Here is a 17,018-nt window from a genome sequence, read left to right on the forward strand (position 1 = left end):
TGTTTATTATTGAAAAATACGATAAAACTTGACAAAACTTAGCACATAAAGTATAATTATACAGATTAAAGGTAAAAGGTGTTTATTTATGAATAAAAAGTGGTTTTTACTAATTTGGACTTTGATAGCAAGCTTCTTCTTAGTAGCTTGCCAATCATCTAGCTCAAGTTCACAGTCTGCAGTAGAGGCAATCAAACAAAAAGGTAAATTAGTTGTCGCAACTAGCCCAGACTATGCTCCCTTTGAGTTTCAAGCCTTGTTAGACGGAAGAAACCAAGTTGTTGGGGCAGATATTGATATGGCTCAAGCAATTGCAGATGAACTTGGAGTAAAACTAGTAATCTCGACCATGAGTTTTGATAATGTCTTGACCAGTCTTCATACTGGAAAGGCTGATTTGGCTATTGCAGGTATTAGCGCTACCGATGAAAGAAAAGAAGTCTTTGACTTTTCAATTCCTTACTATGAAAATAAGGCAAGTTTTCTTATCAGAAAAACAGATTTAGATAAATACAAGGATTTGAATTCTTTGACAAGTGCTAATATTGCTGCGCAAAAAGGAACTGTTCCTGAATCTATGGTCAAAGAGCAACTTCCAGAGGCCAAATTGGTATCTTTAAGTAATATGGGGGAAGCAGTTAACGAACTGCAATCTGGAAAAGTCGATACTGTTCATATGGATGAACCAGTAGCCCTCAGCTATGCAACAAAAGATGCTGACTTGGCTGTCGCAACAGTAAGCTTAACCATGAATGAAGGGGAAGCCAATGCTGTAGCGATAAGGAAAGGGAATGAAGATTTGAAAGAAGTCGTCGATAAGGTAATCCAAAGGCTAAAAGACGAGGGGACCTATCAAACTTATCTCGAAAAAGCTGCTAAGTTAACAGAAGTAGAACAATAAAATAACAGAGTTGGACACTAGTCCAGCTCTGTTTTTAGGTAATGAAGAGTTGCTTGAATATTTTCAAGAGGTATTTTAGCAAATTCATAAGGACAGCTATCTAAATAGGAGGACTCAAAGAAGTCAAGATCTAGAGGACTATGTTTGAGGCTAGCAATTTTAGAATACTGTCTCAAATCAAGTAAGAGTCCATCGTGGAGAGGATAGCTTGGAAGGCTGATAGGATAGCTATTTACAAGTTTTTGAATCTGAGTTTGATTCTTTTCTTGAAGGACTAGTCTAGCTAGTCTATTTTTTTCGAATAATTGACTATCAATATAGAGAGATAAAGCCTTTTGCATAATGAGATTATTATCATAGTCAAGGATATTTTTATAGGACACAAAATTTTTTTTGATAGCATTTGGAAGAATGAGGGCAGTTATGCGAAGAGCAGGAAAAAGGCTGGTAGAAAAGGATTTGATATAGATGACTAAATCATTTTGGTCAAGATAATGAAAGGTTTGCCCCATTTTAGGATCCAGGTCTCCCAGGTAGTCATCTTCGACGATATAAATCTGATACTTGGCTGCTAAGTCAAGAATAGCTCGTTTTTCTTGTTCAGAATAGGAATGCCCTAAAGGATAGTGAAACCGTGGAATAGTGTAGAAAAATTTAATATTACCTGTTTTAAAATGCTGCTCTAGTTCATTTAAATCAATCCCGTCAATCTGTCGTTCAATGGTTTGATAGGGGAGGTTTTGAGCTAGCAAAAGCTGATTCATTCGATGGTAGGTTGGTTGCTCAACCAGAATTTCCTGTGCCTGACTTGGGAAATCTATTTGGGAAAGGATAAAGAGAGCCTGTTGTGTTCCTGATGTAAGAACCAATTGGTCTGGTTTACTGTATATAGCTTGCTCAAAGAGTAGTTTTTGAACAGACTGGCGTAACTCTTCTAACCCTTCTTGATGTTCATAATAGTTGTAGAGGTAGTTTTCACGACCGATTAAAGTTTCATTGACACAAAGACGAAAGTCGTCATAAGCACCCAAGTGCTCATCATTGACTAGTATTTCCAAATCTTCGTGCCTGCTTTGTTGTTCCAAGACATAATAGCCACTTTGTGGTTTTGAGTAGATGTACTTTTCGTATCTTAGTTCCAAAAGAGCTCTTTGGACAGTGTCTTTACTACAATGGAAGTCTTGACTGATTGAACGGATAGAGGGCAGGCGACTACCTGTGGGAAACTTTCCTGATTCAATCCCTTCTTTTAGATAGTCAACAACTTGTTCATACTTACTTAGTTTCTTCATCCATGACCTCTCTTGATTTTGTTACATTGTACCTTTTTTTCGAACGTTTGGCAATGTTGAGAAACAGTCACCCATTCAAATCTAAGAAGATTTATGATATACTTAGAAAGTAAAAACATTGGAAAGAATGGGATACTAAGGTGCGTGAACCAGTAAAATTATTTCAATACAATACTTTAGGAGCACTGATGGCTGGACTTTATGGAGGAAGTCTGACAGTAGGTGAATTACTTCAACATGGTGATTTAGGATTAGGTACTCTTGACTCTATAGATGGCGAGCTAATTGTCTTGGATGGAAAGGCATATCAAGCCAAGGGGTCAGGTGAAAAACCAGAGATTGTTGAAGTCTCTCCTGATGCCTTGATTCCTTATGCGGCAGTTGTTCCCCATCAGGCTGAAGTCATTTTCCGCCAGCGCTTTGAAATGACTGACCAGGAATTAGAAGAAAGAATTGAGTCCTACTATGATGGGGAAAATCTATTTCGTTCCATCAAGATTCATGGGGATTTCAAGCAGATGCATGTACGTATGATTCCCAAGTCAACTTCTGAAAGAAAGTTTGCAGAGGTTGCGACTCATCAACCAGAGTATCGTCGTGAAAACGTGTCTGGAACTATCGTTGGCTTCTGGACCCCAGAAATTTTCCATGGGGTTAGTGTCGCAGGTTACCATTTGCACTTCATTTCCGATGACCTGACATTTGGTGGTCATGTGATGGACTTTGTTATCGAGGAAGGGATTGTAGAATTAGGAGCTGTTGATCAATTAGATCAACGTTTTCCGGTTCAAGATCGTAAGTATCTGTTTGCAAAGTTCAATGTAGACGAAATGAAAAAAGATATTGAACAGTCGGAGTAAAGGAAGAGAAATATGAATGGACATATTATAGCAACGATGATTACTTTAATCATTTTTCTGATTACAACTATTTGGTTTGCAAGAAAGAAATATAAGATTAATCTATCAGTTTTAGGATTAGGAGCGATTGCCTTTTTCGTATCGGCACAGGTCTTGGAGAAGATTGTTCATCTTCTTGTTCTTCGCCCGCAAAGGGATGGGACAATTGCTCTAATGACAGAGCATCCATTTCTCTATGTAATTTATGGAATTGCAATGGCTGCTCTATTTGAAGAAACAGCTCGCTTTATCTTCTTCAAATGGTTGGAGAAGAAAAGAAAATTAGAAGTTTCAGATGCCCTTGCCTATGGTCTTGGTCATGGTGGATTAGAATTACTTTTTGTTGGGATTGCTAGCCTAATAAATCTCTTTATCCTATTTTCAGCTGTCCAATCTCAAAACCCTAAGGTTTTAGAACTCTTGACAGAGAATATGCTGGAAACCATTCGGACCCTAGCTCCCTGGCAAGTTTACCTCTTGGGACTTGAGAGAATCCTTGCTATGATGATCCAAGTTGGTTTGACTGTTTGGGTTTATCAAGCAGTTCGTCAAAAGAAATGGATTTATCTACTAGCAGCCTATTCTTTACATGCTTTATTTGATTTGGCTCCTGCCCTATCGCAAGTTGGCTGGATTTCTAATCCGCTTATTGTAGAAGGATTACTGGCAGTAGAAGTTGTGGGATTTATCTTCCTAACAAAATCAATCTTTTGCAAAAAACAATAGTGTCAAAGAGGCCCAGCCTCTTTTTTTATGGTCTTTTGAAAAAGGCGACATAATCATCGAAAAATCATGCTAAAAATGGTATAATAGAATGGATTTTATAAAAGGATGAGAGATATGACAGTACTAGATAAATTAAAAGAAACCTTAGAAGGAATCGATATTCGTTTCGATGAACCCTTAAAATCTTATGCTTATACAAGAGTAGGTGGGAAGGCAGACTATTTGGTTTTTCCACGAAATCGCTATGAGATGGCTCGAGTGGTTAAGTTTGCCAATCAAGAAAATATTCCTTGGATGGTACTGGGAAATGCCAGCAACATCATCGTTCGGGATGGTGGTATCCGTGGATTTGTTATCTTGTGTGATAAGCTCAACAATGTTTCGGTCGATGGTTACACCATTGAAGCAGAAGCGGGAGCTAACTTGATTGAGACCACTCGTATTGCTCTACGCCATAGTTTGACAGGATTTGAGTTTGCCTGTGGAATTCCAGGAAGCGTCGGTGGAGCTGTCTTTATGAACGCTGGTGCCTACGGTGGAGAGATTTCTAATATTTTGCAGTCTTGCAAAGTATTGACCAAGGATGGAGAAATCGAGACTTTATCAGCCAAGGACTTAGCCTTTGGTTACCGTCATTCAGCCATTCAAGAATCTGGAGCAGTAGTCTTATCGGCTAAATTCGCACTATCTCCAGGGAATTATGAGACGATTAATCAAGAAATGGAACGTTTGACCCACCTGCGTGAACTCAAACAACCTTTGGAATATCCATCATGTGGTTCTGTCTTCAAGCGTCCAGTTGGGCATTTTGCAGGTCAATTGATTTCAGAAGCTGGTTTGAAGGGCTACCGTATCGGTGGTGTCGAAGTCTCAGAAAAACATGCAGGCTTTATGATTAATGTAGCCGATGGGACAGCAAGAGACTATGAAGACTTAATTGAGTCTGTTATTGACAAAGTTAAAGAACATTCAGGTGTTACCTTAGAGCGAGAAGTTCGTATCTTGGGGGAACACGAATAACATTATTATTAAACATTATACAAAGATTGGGATTTTATCGCTAGATATGGTTTGGGTCAATTCCTTACAGTTATTGCTAGCATTTTACAAGGTCCCAATCTGTTAATTTACGAAGAAAAAGGAATTTAGAGGAATTGAAAAAACCAATTATCGAATTCAGAAACGTTTCTAAAGTTTTTGAAGATAGTGACACTAAGGTTCTCAAGGATATTAACTTTGAGTTGGAAGAAGGAAAATTTTATACACTGCTAGGAGCTTCTGGTTCAGGAAAATCAACCATTCTCAATATTATCGCGGGCTTGTTAGATGCAACGACGGGTGATATTTTACTGGATGGCGTAAGAATCAATGATATCCCTACCAATAAGCGCGATGTTCACACGGTCTTCCAATCTTACGCCTTGTTCCCACATATGAATGTCTTTGAAAATGTTGCCTTTCCATTGCGATTGCGAAAGGTCGATAAAAAAGAAATCGAACAACGTGTCTTAGAAGTTCTCAAGATGGTTCAGTTAGAAGGTTTCGAAAAACGTTCGATTCGTAAGCTATCTGGAGGACAACGTCAGCGTGTAGCTATTGCGCGTGCCATTATCAACCAGCCTCGTGTGGTGCTCTTGGATGAGCCTTTGTCAGCACTTGACTTGAAGTTGCGAACAGATATGCAATACGAACTCCGTGAATTGCAACAACGCTTGGGCATTACCTTTGTCTTTGTTACCCATGATCAAGAAGAAGCCCTGGCTATGAGCGACTGGATTTTTGTTATGAATGACGGTGAAATCGTTCAGTCTGGGACACCAGTTGATATCTATGATGAGCCTATCAACCACTTTGTTGCAACCTTCATAGGTGAATCAAATATCCTGCCAGGAACCATGATTGAGGACTACTTGGTCGAGTTCAATGGCAAACGATTTGAAGCGGTCGACGGTGGGATGAAGCCGAATGAACCAGTCGAAGTCGTCATTCGTCCAGAGGACTTGCGCATTACTCTTCCAGAAGAAGGAAAACTTCAAGTGAAAGTCGATACGCAGCTCTTCCGTGGGGTTCACTATGAGATTATCGCCTATGATGAACTCGGTAACGAATGGATGATTCACTCGACTCGTAAGGCCATCGTTGGTGAGGAAATCGGTCTGGACTTTGAACCAGAAGACATCCACATCATGCGTCTCAATGAAACAGAAGAAGAGTTCGATGCTCGTATCGAAGAATACGTAGAAATCGAAGAGCATGAAGCAGGTTTAATTAACGCTATCGAGGAGGAAAGAGATGAAGAAAACAACCTCTAAACTCTTTGTAGTGCCCTATATGCTTTGGATCGCACTCTTTGTATTGGCACCCTTGGTCTTGATATTTGGACAATCCTTTTTCAACATTGAAGGCCAGTTCAGTTTAGAAAACTATAAATCCTATTTTGCGTCACAAAACTTAACCTATCTCAAAATGAGCTTCAACTCTGTTCTCTATGCAGGGATTGTGACTTTAGTGACGCTTCTTATCAGTTATCCAACAGCCCTCTTTTTGACTCGTCTTAAACACCGTCAACTCTGGCTCATGCTGATTATCCTGCCAACCTGGATCAACCTACTCCTTAAGGCTTATGCCTTTATCGGGATTTTTGGTCAAAATGGTTCTATTAATCAATTCCTAGAATTTATCGGAATTGGTTCTCAGCAGTTGCTATTTACAGATTTCTCATTTATTTTTGTAGCGAGTTACATTGAGCTTCCATTTATGATTTTACCCATCTTCAATGTTTTGGATGATATGGATAACAATCTCATCAATGCTAGCTATGACCTTGGTGCAACCAAGTGGGAAACTTTCCGTCATGTCATCTTCCCTCTTTCTATGAATGGAGTGCGAAGCGGAGTCCAATCCGTCTTTATTCCAAGTTTGAGTCTCTTCATGCTGACACGCTTGATTGGAGGGAACCGAGTGATTACCTTGGGGACTGCCATCGAGCAGAACTTCCTGACAAATGACAACTATGGTATGGGTTCAACTATCGGTGTTGTTCTTATCCTGACCATGTTTATCACCATGTGGGTGACGAAGGAAAGGAGAGAACGATGAAAAAATTATCGAATCTTTACCTAGCCTTTGTCTTTATCGTCCTCTATTTGCCAATCTTTTACCTGATCGGATATGCCTTTAATGCCGGGGATGATATGAATAGCTTTACAGGCTTTAGTTTGTCTCACTTTGAAACCATGTTTGGCGATGGAAGACTCATGCTCATCTTGGTTCAGACCTTTTTACTAGCCTTCCTATCAGCCTTGATTGCGACTGTCATTGGGACTTTCGGTGCCATTTACATCTACCAATCACGTAAAAAATACCAAGAAGCCTTTCTATCTCTTAATAACATTTTGATGGTTGCACCCGACGTTATGATTGGTGCCAGCTTCTTGATTCTCTTTACTCAGCTCAAGTTTTCACTTGGTTTTCTAACGGTTCTATCCAGTCACGTGGCTTTCTCCATTCCTATCGTAGTGCTCATGGTTTTGCCTCGATTGAAAGAGATGAATGGGGATATGATTCATGCGGCCTATGACCTTGGAGCTAGTCAGTTCCAGATGTTTAAGGAAATCATGCTTCCTTACTTGACGCCGTCTATCATTGCAGGATATTTTATGGCTTTCACCTATTCCTTAGATGACTTTGCCGTGACCTTCTTTGTAACGGGGAATGGTTTTTCAACCCTCTCAGTCGAGATTTACTCTCGAGCTCGTAAGGGAATTTCTCTAGAAATCAATGCTCTTTCAGCCTTGGTCTTTCTCTTTAGTATTATTCTGGTTGTCGGATATTACTTCATTTCACGAGAGAAGGAGGAGCAAGCATGAAACGACTCTATTCATTTTTAGCAGGAATTTTAGCGATTATCCTTGTTTTATGGGGAATCTCCTATCATCTTGACAGCAAGATCAATAGCCGTGATAGTCAAAAATTGGTCATCTACAACTGGGGAGACTATATCGATCCTGAACTTCTAGAGAAATTTACAGAAGAAACTGGGATTCAAGTCCAGTACGAAACCTTTGACTCTAACGAGGCCATGTACACCAAAATCAAGCAGGGTGGAACAACCTATGATATTGCCATCCCAAGTGAGTACATGATTAACAAAATGAAGGACGAAGACCTCTTAGTTCCACTTGATTATAGTAAGATTGAGGGAATTGAGAATATTGGTCCAGAATTTCTCAACCAGTCCTTTGACCCAAACAATCAGTACTCTATCCCATACTTCTGGGGAACATTGGGAATTGTCTATAATGAAACCATGGTGGAAGAAGCACCTGAACATTGGGACGACCTTTGGAAGCCAGAGTATAAAAACTCTATCATGCTCTTTGATGGGGCGCGTGAGGTACTTGGGTTAGGTCTTAACTCTCTAGGTTATAGTCTCAACTCAAAAGATCCAGAGCAACTATCACAAACGGTTGATAAACTTTATGAACTGACACCTAATATCAAAGCTATTGTAGCCGATGAGATGAAGGGTTACATGATTCAGAACAATGCTGCTATCGGTATTACCTTCTCGGGAGAAGCTAGCCAGATGTTGGAAAAGAATCCTAACCTCAAATATGTTGTACCGACAGAAGCAAGTAACCTCTGGTTTGACAACATGGTTATTCCTAAAACTGTCAAGAACCAAGATGCAGCTTATGCCTTTATCAACTTCATGTTGAAGCCTGAAAATGCTCTAAAAAATGCAGAGTATGTTGGATACTCAACACCTAATACAGTTGCTAAGGAAATGCTCCCTGAGGAGACAAAAGAAGATAAGTCATTTTATCCAGATGCAGACACTATGAAACACCTAGAAGTTTATGAAAAATTTGATCATAAATGGACAGGAATCTACAGTGACCTCTTCCTACAATTTAAGATGTATCGGAAGTAGGAGATTATCTGCTATCGGAAATAATTTCAATCAGCCAAAAAATAAAACCTAGCCATAGAAAATTAACCATTTTATGGCTAGGTTATTTATTAAAATAGATCATGAATTAGTAGAAAAATATACTTAATTATGCTATAATTTCGATAGAGTTAAAGGCATTTTAGCTTATGATTGAGGCAGTAGCTATGATTAAAAAAGCTATTTTTAGAGGAATGATTCCTTTTGTCATTATGACTAGTTTAGCAATTTTTATGAGACTTCAAGAGATTGATATTTTTCAGGTTAAAAGTACATTTTTAGTTGGCATTATTGCTACCTCGATAGCATCAGCTTCGGTAATTTATGAAATTGAAAAATGGTCGCTATTTAAACAATCTATTATACATTTTATCATTATGCTTTTTACTGTTCTTCCCTGTTTTCTATTTAGTGGATGGTATAAGTTGATTTCAATTTTGGATTATCTCATTGTTTTAGGTCAATTCTTATTGGTTGGATGTTTTTTGTGGTCTATCGCCTATATAATATTTGGTAAACTGTTAAAAAAATGAGTTTTACTTCATGGTTATTAAGCTTGACGAACCTCTTCAAAAACGGTATAATACTAGAGTTGAGAATTGATTTTCTCTCCATCTTAGTTCAGAGAATTGGCGGTGCTGCGAGCCATCTAAGATAGAAAATCATGCTACTCAATCACATAATTGCATAAGAACAAGAGAATGACAAGTTCATTGAATGAAGGTGGTACCGCGGTTTTTCGCCCTTCGTGATATGGATTTGTCTTTTATTTTTGGAGGTGTTTATGAGAACATTTCTTGTCAAACAAAAATTTCGCCTAGATGGTGAACGTTTTGATATTAAGGACGATAGAGGAAATATCTCTTATCAAGTTGAGGGCTCTTTTTTTAAGATTCCTAAAACATTTACTATCTATGATGCTGATAACCAAAAGGTCAGTGAGATTCGAAAAGAAATCTTAACCTTCTTGCCTCGTTTTGAAGTTCAAATGACTAACGGAGATAGCTTTTATATCCGCAAGAAGTTGACTTTCTTTAGAGATAAGTATGAATTTGATAATCTTGGTCTTCGTATCGAAGGAAATATCTGGGATTTGAATTTTAAACTTCTGGATGACCGTGATCAAGTGATTGCGGAAATCGCCAAGGAACTCTTCCATTTAACCTCTACCTATACCGTAACCGTCTATGACGAATCTTATGCAGACCTAGTCATTTCTCTCTGTGTCGCTATTGACTATGTGGAAATGCTAGAAAGCCAATCAAATTAGTAAAAAGGAGATACATATGAAACAATTATCTAGTGCACAAGTCCGCCAAATGTGGCTCGACTTTTGGGAAAGCAAAGGCCACTCAGTAGAACCATCAGCTAGTTTGGTTCCAGTAAACGACCCAACCCTATTGTGGATCAACTCAGGGGTTGCCACTCTTAAGAAATACTTTGACGGAACTATCATCCCTGAAAACCCACGTATTACCAATGCGCAAAAAGCCATCCGTACTAACGATATCGAAAACGTAGGGAAAACGGCTCGTCACCATACTATGTTTGAAATGTTAGGGAACTTCTCAATTGGTGATTACTTCCGTGACGAAGCTATTACATGGGCTTACGAGCTTTTGACAAGTCCTGAATGGTTTGACTTCCCAGCTGAAAAACTTTACATGACTTACTATCCAGCTGATACGGATTCTTACAATCGTTGGATTGAAATCGGAGTAGACCCAAGTCACTTGATCCCAATTGAGGATAACTTCTGGGAAATCGGTGCTGGACCTTCTGGACCAGATACAGAAATTTTCTTTGACCGTGGTGAAGCCTTTGACCCAGAAAACATTGGTCTTCGCTTGCTTGCGGAAGATATTGAGAACGACCGTTATATCGAGATCTGGAACATCGTTTTGTCACAATTTAACGCTGATCCAGCTGTACCTCGTAGCGAATACAAGGAATTGCCACACAAGAACATTGATACGGGCGCAGGTTTGGAGCGTTTGGTAGCCGTTATCCAAGGTGCTAAGACAAACTTTGAAACAGACCTTTTCCTTCCAATCATTCGAGAAGTTGAGAAGTTGTCTGGTAAGGTTTATGACCAAGATGGTGACAACATGAGTTTCAAGGTTATTGCAGACCATATCCGTTCGCTTTCATTTGCGATTGGGGATGGTGCCCTTCCTGGAAATGAAGGTCGTGGTTATGTCCTTCGTCGTTTGCTCCGTCGTGCCTCTATGCATGGTCAAAAATTGGGTATCAACGAGCCTTTCCTTTACAAACTTGTTCCAACTGTTGGTAAAATCATGGAAAGCTACTACCCAGAAGTGCTTGAAAAACGCGACTTTATCGAAAAAATTGTCAAGAGCGAAGAAGAGTCATTTGCTCGTACACTTCACTCAGGTCAACACTTTGCAGAAACCATCGTAGCAGACTTGAAAGAAAAAGGTCAAACGGTTATCGCTGGTCAAGATGTCTTCAAACTCTACGATACTTATGGATTCCCAGTAGAGTTGACAGAAGAAATCGCTGAAGAAGCAGGAATGACTGTAGACCGTGAAGGTTTTGAAGCAGCTATGAAGGAACAACAAGAGCGTGCGCGTGCGTCAGCTGTTAAAGGCGGATCTATGGGTATGCAAAATGAAACCCTTCAAAACATTACAGTTGAGAGTGTCTTCAACTACAATGCTAGCCAATTGCCTTCTAAGTTGGTAGCTATCGTAGCTGATAATGCCGAAGTAGAAGCTGTTTCAGAAGGAACTGCATCACTGATCTTTGCAGAAACTCCATTCTACGCTGAAATGGGTGGACAGGTTGCGGACCATGGTCAAATCTTGGATGCTGCAGGAAACGTCGTAGCGACTGTGACAGACGTTCAAAAGGCACCAAATGGACAAGCATTACACACTGTTGAAGTTCTTGCGCCACTTGCTTTGAACCAAGAATACACTTTGGCAATCGATAGCAATCGTCGTCACCGTGTCATGAAGAACCACACGGCGACTCACTTGCTCCATGCAGCCCTTCACAATATTCTTGGAAGCCACGCAACTCAAGCAGGATCTCTTAACGAAGTAGAATTCCTTCGCTTTGACTTCACTCACTTCCAAGCGGTGACTCCAGAAGAGCTTCGTGCCATTGAACAACAAGTCAATGAGAAGATCTGGGAAGCCATCGCAGTTGAAACTGTTGAGACAGATATTGATACAGCTAAAGAAATGGGAGCTATGGCCCTCTTTGGTGAGAAATATGGTAAGGAAGTCCGTGTTGTAACGATTGGTGATTACTCTGTTGAGCTCTGTGGTGGTACTCACGTAGGCAATACTTCTGAGATTGGTCTCTTCAAGATTGTCAAAGAAGAAGGAATTGGCTCAGGAACTCGTCGTATCTTGGCAGTGACTGGTAAGGAAGCCTTTGAAGCTTATCGTGACCAAGAAGATGCTCTGAAAGCTGTTGCAGCAACCTTGAAAGCTCCTCAACTCAAAGAAGTACCTCACAAAGTTGAAGGACTTCAAGAACAACTCCGTCAATTGCAAAAAGAAAATGCAGAATTGAAGGAAAAAGCTGCAGCTGCAGCCGCAGGTGATGTCTTCAAGAATGTTCAAGAAGCAAACGGACACCGTTACATTGCTAGCCAAGTGTCTGTATCAGATGCAGGTGCTCTTCGTACATTTGCGGATAACTGGAAACAGAAAGACTACTCTGATGTGCTTGTTCTTGTCGCAGCCATCGGTGACAAGGTGAATGTCCTTGTAGCCAGCAAGACAAAAGATGTGCACGCAGGTAACTTGGTTAAAGAATTGGCTCCAATCGTCGATGGACGTGGTGGTGGTAAACCAGACATGGCCATGGCAGGAGGAAGCAACCAAGCGAAAATCCAAGAATTATTGGATGCAGTTGCAGCTAAATTGTAATCAAGCAAATACCTATCCATTTGGATAGGTATTTTTTGCATCAGAAAAACTCCCCACGAATAGTGAGGAGCTCATTTTTAGAATTAAACAATCCCTTGGGCAATCATTGCATTTGCTACATTTTCAAAGGCAGCAATATTTGCACCTGCTAGGTAGTCTTTATCTAGTCCGTAAGTTTCTGCAGTTGTTTTTGCAGTGTTGAAGATGTTGGTCATAATACCTTTCAAACGACCATCAACCTCTTCACGTGTCCATGAAAGACGAAGGCTGTTTTGGCTCATTTCAAGAGCAGATACAGCTACACCACCAGCATTGGCAGCTTTGGCAGGTCCGTAAAGGATTCCGTTTTCCTTGTAGGCTTTGATAGCTTCAAGGTCGCTAGGCATGTTAGCTCCTTCAGAGACACAGATAACGCCTTGAGCAACCAAACGTTTTGCGGCTTCACCGTTAATCTCGTTTTGAGTTGCACATGGAAGGGCAATATCATAGTTACCAGCATATGTCCATACAGAACCTTCGTGGTAAGTAGCAGTAGGTTTTTCTGCAGCATACTCAGTTAAACGAGCACGACGGTTGTTTTTAACATCTGACAAAAGGTCGAAGTCGATACCATTCTCGTCGATGACATAACCATTTGAGTCAGATACAGAGATAACAGTTGCTCCAAGTTCAGTTGCTTTTTGAAGGGCAAACTGAGCAACGTTTCCAGAACCAGAAATAACCACTTTCTTACCTGCAAAACTGTTTCCGTTTGCTTTGAGCATTTCTTCAGTGTAGTAAACCAAACCGTAGCCAGTCGCTTCTGGACGAATCAGGCTACCACCAAATCCAAGAGGTTTACCAGTCAAGACACCTGCATCAAACTGGTTGAGGCGTTTGTATTGGCCGTAGAGGTAACCAATCTCACGAGCACCAACACCAATATCTCCAGCAGGAACGTCAAGTGAAGGACCGATGTATTTTTGCAATTCTGTCATAAAGCTTTGGCAGAAATTCATCACTTCAGCATCAGTTTTGCCTTTAGGATCAAAGTCTGATCCCCCTTTACCTCCACCGATTGGAAGTCCGGTCAAAACATTTTTAAAGATTTGTTCAAATCCGAGGAATTTCAAAATCCCTTGGTTTACAGTTGGGTGGAAACGAAGTCCGCCTTTATATGGTCCAACAGCTGAGTTAAATTGAACACGATAACCACGGTTGACTTGTACTTTGCCATCACGGTCAACCCAAGGAACACGGAAAGAAATTACGCGCTCAGGCTCAGTGATACGTGCCAAGATATTTTCTTCAATATACTCAGGGTGTTTTTCAAAGACAGGCTCCAAAGTGCTGAAGAACTCTTCAACCGCCTGGAGAAATTCAGCCTCATGCCCGTTACGAGCTTTTACAGTTTCAAACACGCTTTGGATGTATTCTTTAGCAGATGTCATATAGTTCTCCTTTATTGTTCTAGTTTATTACGTGAGCCATTATAACAGAATTTTTTTTTAGTGTAAAGAAAAAAAGGTGAATTTTCTAAAAATTCTTTCAATTAAGGAATTGGACTGAGAAGTGTTAAGGTAAAAGACGAACGATTCCACTAGAACAAGCTTTTTTAAATAGAAGAAATTAAATTATGGTATAATATTAAAAATAAAAGGTATCTGGAGGAATTGGATAGATGGTATCAACTAAAACACAAATTGCGGGCTTTGAGTTTGGAAATTGCTTAATGAATGCAGCGGGTGTGGCTTGTATGACGATTGAAGAGTTAGAAGGAGTTAAAAACTCTGCGGCTGGAACTTTTGTAACCAAGACAGCTACCCTGGAGTTCCGTCAGGGAAATCCAGAACCACGCTATCAAGATGTTCCGCTCGGTTCCATTAACTCCATGGGCTTACCTAATAATGGGCTCGAATACTATTTAGACTATCTCTTAGATTTGCAGGAAAAAGAACCAAATAGAACTTTCTTCCTTTCTTTAGTGGGCATGTCTCCTGAAGAAACACATACCATCTTGAAAAAAGTACAAGCAAGTGACTATAAAGGTTTGACAGAACTCAATCTATCTTGTCCAAATGTACCAGGTAAACCTCAAATTGCCTATGACTTTGAAACAACTGATCGTATCTTATCAGAAGTCTTTGCCTACTTTACAAAACCTCTAGGAATTAAGCTTCCACCTTACTTTGATATTGTTCACTTTGACCAAGCAGCAGAGATTTTTAACAAGTATCCACTTAAGTTTGTTAACTGTGTAAACTCTGTTGGAAATGGTCTTTATATTGAGGATGAAACAGTAGTTATTCGCCCTAAAAATGGCTTTGGCGGTATTGGTGGAGAATACATCAAACCAACTGCCCTTGCTAATGTTCATGCCTTTTATCAACGCTTGAAACCAGAAATTCAGATTATCGGTACTGGTGGTGTCTTGACAGGACGGGATGCCTTTGAACATATCCTTTGTGGAGCCAGCATGGTTCAGATTGGTACAACCTTGCATAAAGAAGGCGTTAGCGCATTTGAACGTATCACAGCTGAACTAAAAGCAATCATGGAAGATAAAGGCTATGCATCCTTGGAAGACTTCCGTGGGAAATTGCACTATATTGACTAGATCTATTTAAAAATAAGAAGAAAGGAGAAGAGATGCTCGCCATTGAAGAAAGTCAGCAGTTGACCTTAGAAAACTTGCCTGCTCTAACTCTGTTTACTGGGAATGATCAGGGCCAGTTTGAAGTCATGAAGGCGCAAGTGCTAGAGCAAATCGGGTATGATTCAGCTGATTTAAATTTTTCACATTTTGACATGAAGGAAGTTTCCTACAAGGATGTAGAATTAGAATTGGTTAGCCTCCCTTTCTTTGCGGATGAAAAGATTGTGATTCTAGATCATTTTTTGGATATTACAACTGCTAAAAAACGTTATCTCTCAGATGATGAACTCAAGTCTTTTGAAGAATATCTAGAAAATCCCTCTCCTACTAGTAAATTAGTTATTTTTGCAGAAGGTAAACTAGACAGCAAGCGACGTCTAGTTAAAATTCTCAAGAGAGATGCTAAGATATTTGAAGCTCTTGAGCCAAAAGAGCAGGAGATTCGAGCTTATTTTCAAAAATTGTCTCAAAAACAAGGCTTGGTATTTGATAACAAAGCTTTCGACCATCTACTCATCAAGTCTGGTTTTCAATTTAGTGAAATTCAAAAGAATCTTTTATTTTTAGAATCCTACAAGACTGATGGCCACATCACTGAGGAGGACATCGTTCAAGCTATCCCCAAAACCCTGCAGGATAATATCTTTGACTTAACCCAGCTCATCCTAGCGAAGAAGATAGATCAAGCAAGGGACTTAGTGAAAGATTTGACCTTACAGGGTGAAGATGAGATTAAACTGATTGCTATTATGCTGGGGCAGTTTAGACTCTATACCCAGGTAAAAATATTGCAAGAGTCTGGTCAGACAGAATCACAGATGGTCAGCAGTTTGGGTCACTATCTTGGTCGCAATCCGAATCCCTATCAAATAAAATTTGCTCTTCGTGATTCCAGAGGAATTTCACTTGGTTTCATACAAAATGCAATTCGTTATTTAATCCAGGCTGATTACCAAATCAAGACTGGCGTCTATGAGAAAAACTACCTATTTGAAAGGGCTCTATTACAGATTGCCAGCCAGTTAAATTGAGCAAATAACTTGAAAAAAAAGGTTGTTTGCGTTATCATTTTTATATAAAAAGAAAAAGAGGTATTACAGATGGCTATTATCTTACCAGATCTTCCATACGCTTACGACGCCTTGGAACCATATATTGATGCTGAAACGATGCATTTGCACCATGACAAACATCACCAAGCATATGTAAATAACGCTAATGCAGCTCTTGAAAAACACCCTGAAATCGGTGAAGACCTTGAAGCTTTGCTTGCTGACGTAGAATCTATCCCTGCGGATATTCGTCAAGCTCTTATCAATAATGGTGGTGGCCACTTGAACCATGCTCTTTTCTGGGAATTGATGACTCCAGAAAAAACAGCTCCATCAACTGAACTTGCAGCAGCAATCGATGCAACATTTGGTTCATTCGAAGAATTCCAAGCAGCCTTCACTGCAGCAGCAACTACTCGTTTCGGTTCTGGATGGGCATGGTTGGTTGTTAACAAAGAAGGTAAGCTTGAAGTGACTTCAACAGCAAACCAAGACACACCAATCTCAGAAGGTAAGAAACCAATCTTGGGATTGGACGTTTGGGAACATGCCTACTACGTAAAATATCGTAACGTTCGACCTGACTACATCAAAGCTTTCTTCTCAGTTATTAACTGGAATAAAGTAGACGAGCTTTACGCAGCAGCTAAATAA

General features: G+C 39.9%; 16 protein-coding genes. 14 read left to right on the top strand and 2 right to left on the bottom strand.

Annotated elements, in window-relative coordinates; genetic code table 11:
• Positions 1 to 88: 88 nt before the first annotated feature.
• Positions 89 to 901, top strand: a complete 813-nt coding sequence (locus QM847_RS00105) for an ABC transporter substrate-binding protein (protein ID WP_414353167.1) — start codon at positions 89 to 91, stop codon at positions 899 to 901.
• Between the two features lie 17 nt (positions 902 to 918).
• Here QM847_RS00105 and QM847_RS00110 read toward each other — a convergent pair whose 3' ends face one another.
• The gene (locus tag QM847_RS00110) at positions 919 to 2,193 is read right to left on the bottom strand and encodes a PLP-dependent aminotransferase family protein (protein ID WP_414353168.1); all 1,275 of its coding nucleotides are present in this window, start codon (positions 2,191 to 2,193) and stop codon (positions 919 to 921) included.
• A 140-nt stretch (positions 2,194 to 2,333) separates the two neighbouring features.
• Between QM847_RS00110 and budA the strand changes: the two genes are divergently transcribed.
• The 10 genes from budA (at position 2,334) to alaS (ending at position 12,677) form a co-directional block, all read left to right on the top strand.
• Positions 2,334 to 3,053 (top strand): acetolactate decarboxylase, encoded by a 720-nt coding sequence (gene budA, locus QM847_RS00115; RefSeq protein ID WP_414353169.1) that lies wholly within the window; start codon positions 2,334 to 2,336, stop codon positions 3,051 to 3,053.
• Positions 3,054 to 3,065: 12 nt separating this feature from the next.
• Positions 3,066 to 3,818, top strand: coding sequence for a YhfC family intramembrane metalloprotease (locus QM847_RS00120; protein ID WP_414353170.1), 753 nt, complete (start codon positions 3,066 to 3,068; stop codon positions 3,816 to 3,818).
• A gap of 114 nt (positions 3,819 to 3,932) precedes the next feature.
• On the top strand, positions 3,933 to 4,838 hold the full coding sequence (gene murB / locus QM847_RS00125) for a UDP-N-acetylmuramate dehydrogenase (RefSeq protein ID WP_414353171.1): 906 nt from the start codon (positions 3,933 to 3,935) through the stop codon (positions 4,836 to 4,838).
• 134 nt (positions 4,839 to 4,972) lie between these two features.
• Positions 4,973 to 6,130, top strand: a complete 1,158-nt coding sequence (locus QM847_RS00130; RefSeq protein WP_049530887.1) for an ABC transporter ATP-binding protein — start codon at positions 4,973 to 4,975, stop codon at positions 6,128 to 6,130.
• Positions 6,111 to 6,917 (top strand): ABC transporter permease, encoded by an 807-nt coding sequence (locus QM847_RS00135; RefSeq protein ID WP_000754116.1) that lies wholly within the window; start codon positions 6,111 to 6,113, stop codon positions 6,915 to 6,917. Before QM847_RS00130 ends, QM847_RS00135 begins: the two co-directional genes overlap by 20 nt.
• Positions 6,914 to 7,687: an ABC transporter permease gene (locus QM847_RS00140; RefSeq protein ID WP_045763347.1), complete on the top strand. Its 774-nt coding sequence runs from the start codon at positions 6,914 to 6,916 to the stop codon at positions 7,685 to 7,687. The genes QM847_RS00135 and QM847_RS00140 overlap by 4 nt, the downstream gene beginning before the upstream one ends.
• Complete coding sequence (locus QM847_RS00145; RefSeq protein ID WP_414353172.1) at positions 7,684 to 8,754, top strand: ABC transporter substrate-binding protein; 1,071 nt, start codon at positions 7,684 to 7,686, stop codon at positions 8,752 to 8,754. Before QM847_RS00140 ends, QM847_RS00145 begins: the two co-directional genes overlap by 4 nt.
• A 185-nt stretch (positions 8,755 to 8,939) precedes the next feature.
• Entirely contained in the window at positions 8,940 to 9,305 is a 366-nt protein-coding gene (locus QM847_RS00150; protein ID WP_414353173.1) for a DUF3021 family protein, read from the top strand.
• A gap of 251 nt (positions 9,306 to 9,556) precedes the next feature.
• Positions 9,557 to 10,042, top strand: a complete 486-nt coding sequence (locus QM847_RS00155; protein WP_414353174.1) for an LURP-one-related/scramblase family protein — start codon at positions 9,557 to 9,559, stop codon at positions 10,040 to 10,042.
• Between the two features lie 16 nt (positions 10,043 to 10,058).
• Complete coding sequence (gene alaS, locus QM847_RS00160) at positions 10,059 to 12,677, top strand: alanine--tRNA ligase (protein WP_414353175.1); 2,619 nt, start codon at positions 10,059 to 10,061, stop codon at positions 12,675 to 12,677.
• Positions 12,678 to 12,760: 83 nt separating this feature from the next.
• On the opposite strand, the gene gdhA is transcribed toward alaS, so the two are convergent.
• Positions 12,761 to 14,107 (bottom strand): NADP-specific glutamate dehydrogenase, encoded by a 1,347-nt coding sequence (gene gdhA, locus QM847_RS00165; RefSeq protein WP_414353176.1) that lies wholly within the window; start codon positions 14,105 to 14,107, stop codon positions 12,761 to 12,763.
• Positions 14,108 to 14,337: 230 nt separating this feature from the next.
• Between gdhA and QM847_RS00170 the strand changes: the two genes are divergently transcribed.
• The 3 genes from QM847_RS00170 (at position 14,338) to sodA (ending at position 17,018) form a co-directional block, all read left to right on the top strand.
• Positions 14,338 to 15,273 carry a dihydroorotate oxidase gene (locus tag QM847_RS00170; RefSeq protein ID WP_250307065.1) on the top strand — a complete coding sequence of 312 codons (936 nt, stop codon included), beginning with the start codon at positions 14,338 to 14,340 and terminating at the stop codon, positions 15,271 to 15,273.
• Positions 15,274 to 15,305: 32 nt separating this feature from the next.
• Positions 15,306 to 16,343: a DNA polymerase III subunit delta gene (gene holA / locus QM847_RS00175; protein WP_414353177.1), complete on the top strand. Its 1,038-nt coding sequence runs from the start codon at positions 15,306 to 15,308 to the stop codon at positions 16,341 to 16,343.
• Between the two features lie 69 nt (positions 16,344 to 16,412).
• Positions 16,413 to 17,018, top strand: coding sequence for a superoxide dismutase (gene sodA / locus QM847_RS00180; protein ID WP_247921645.1), 606 nt, complete (start codon positions 16,413 to 16,415; stop codon positions 17,016 to 17,018).

Origin of the sequence: Streptococcus timonensis (assembly GCF_047463455.1) — a bacterium.
In the GTDB taxonomy this organism is placed as follows: Bacteria; Bacillota; Bacilli; order Lactobacillales; family Streptococcaceae; genus Streptococcus; species Streptococcus timonensis_B.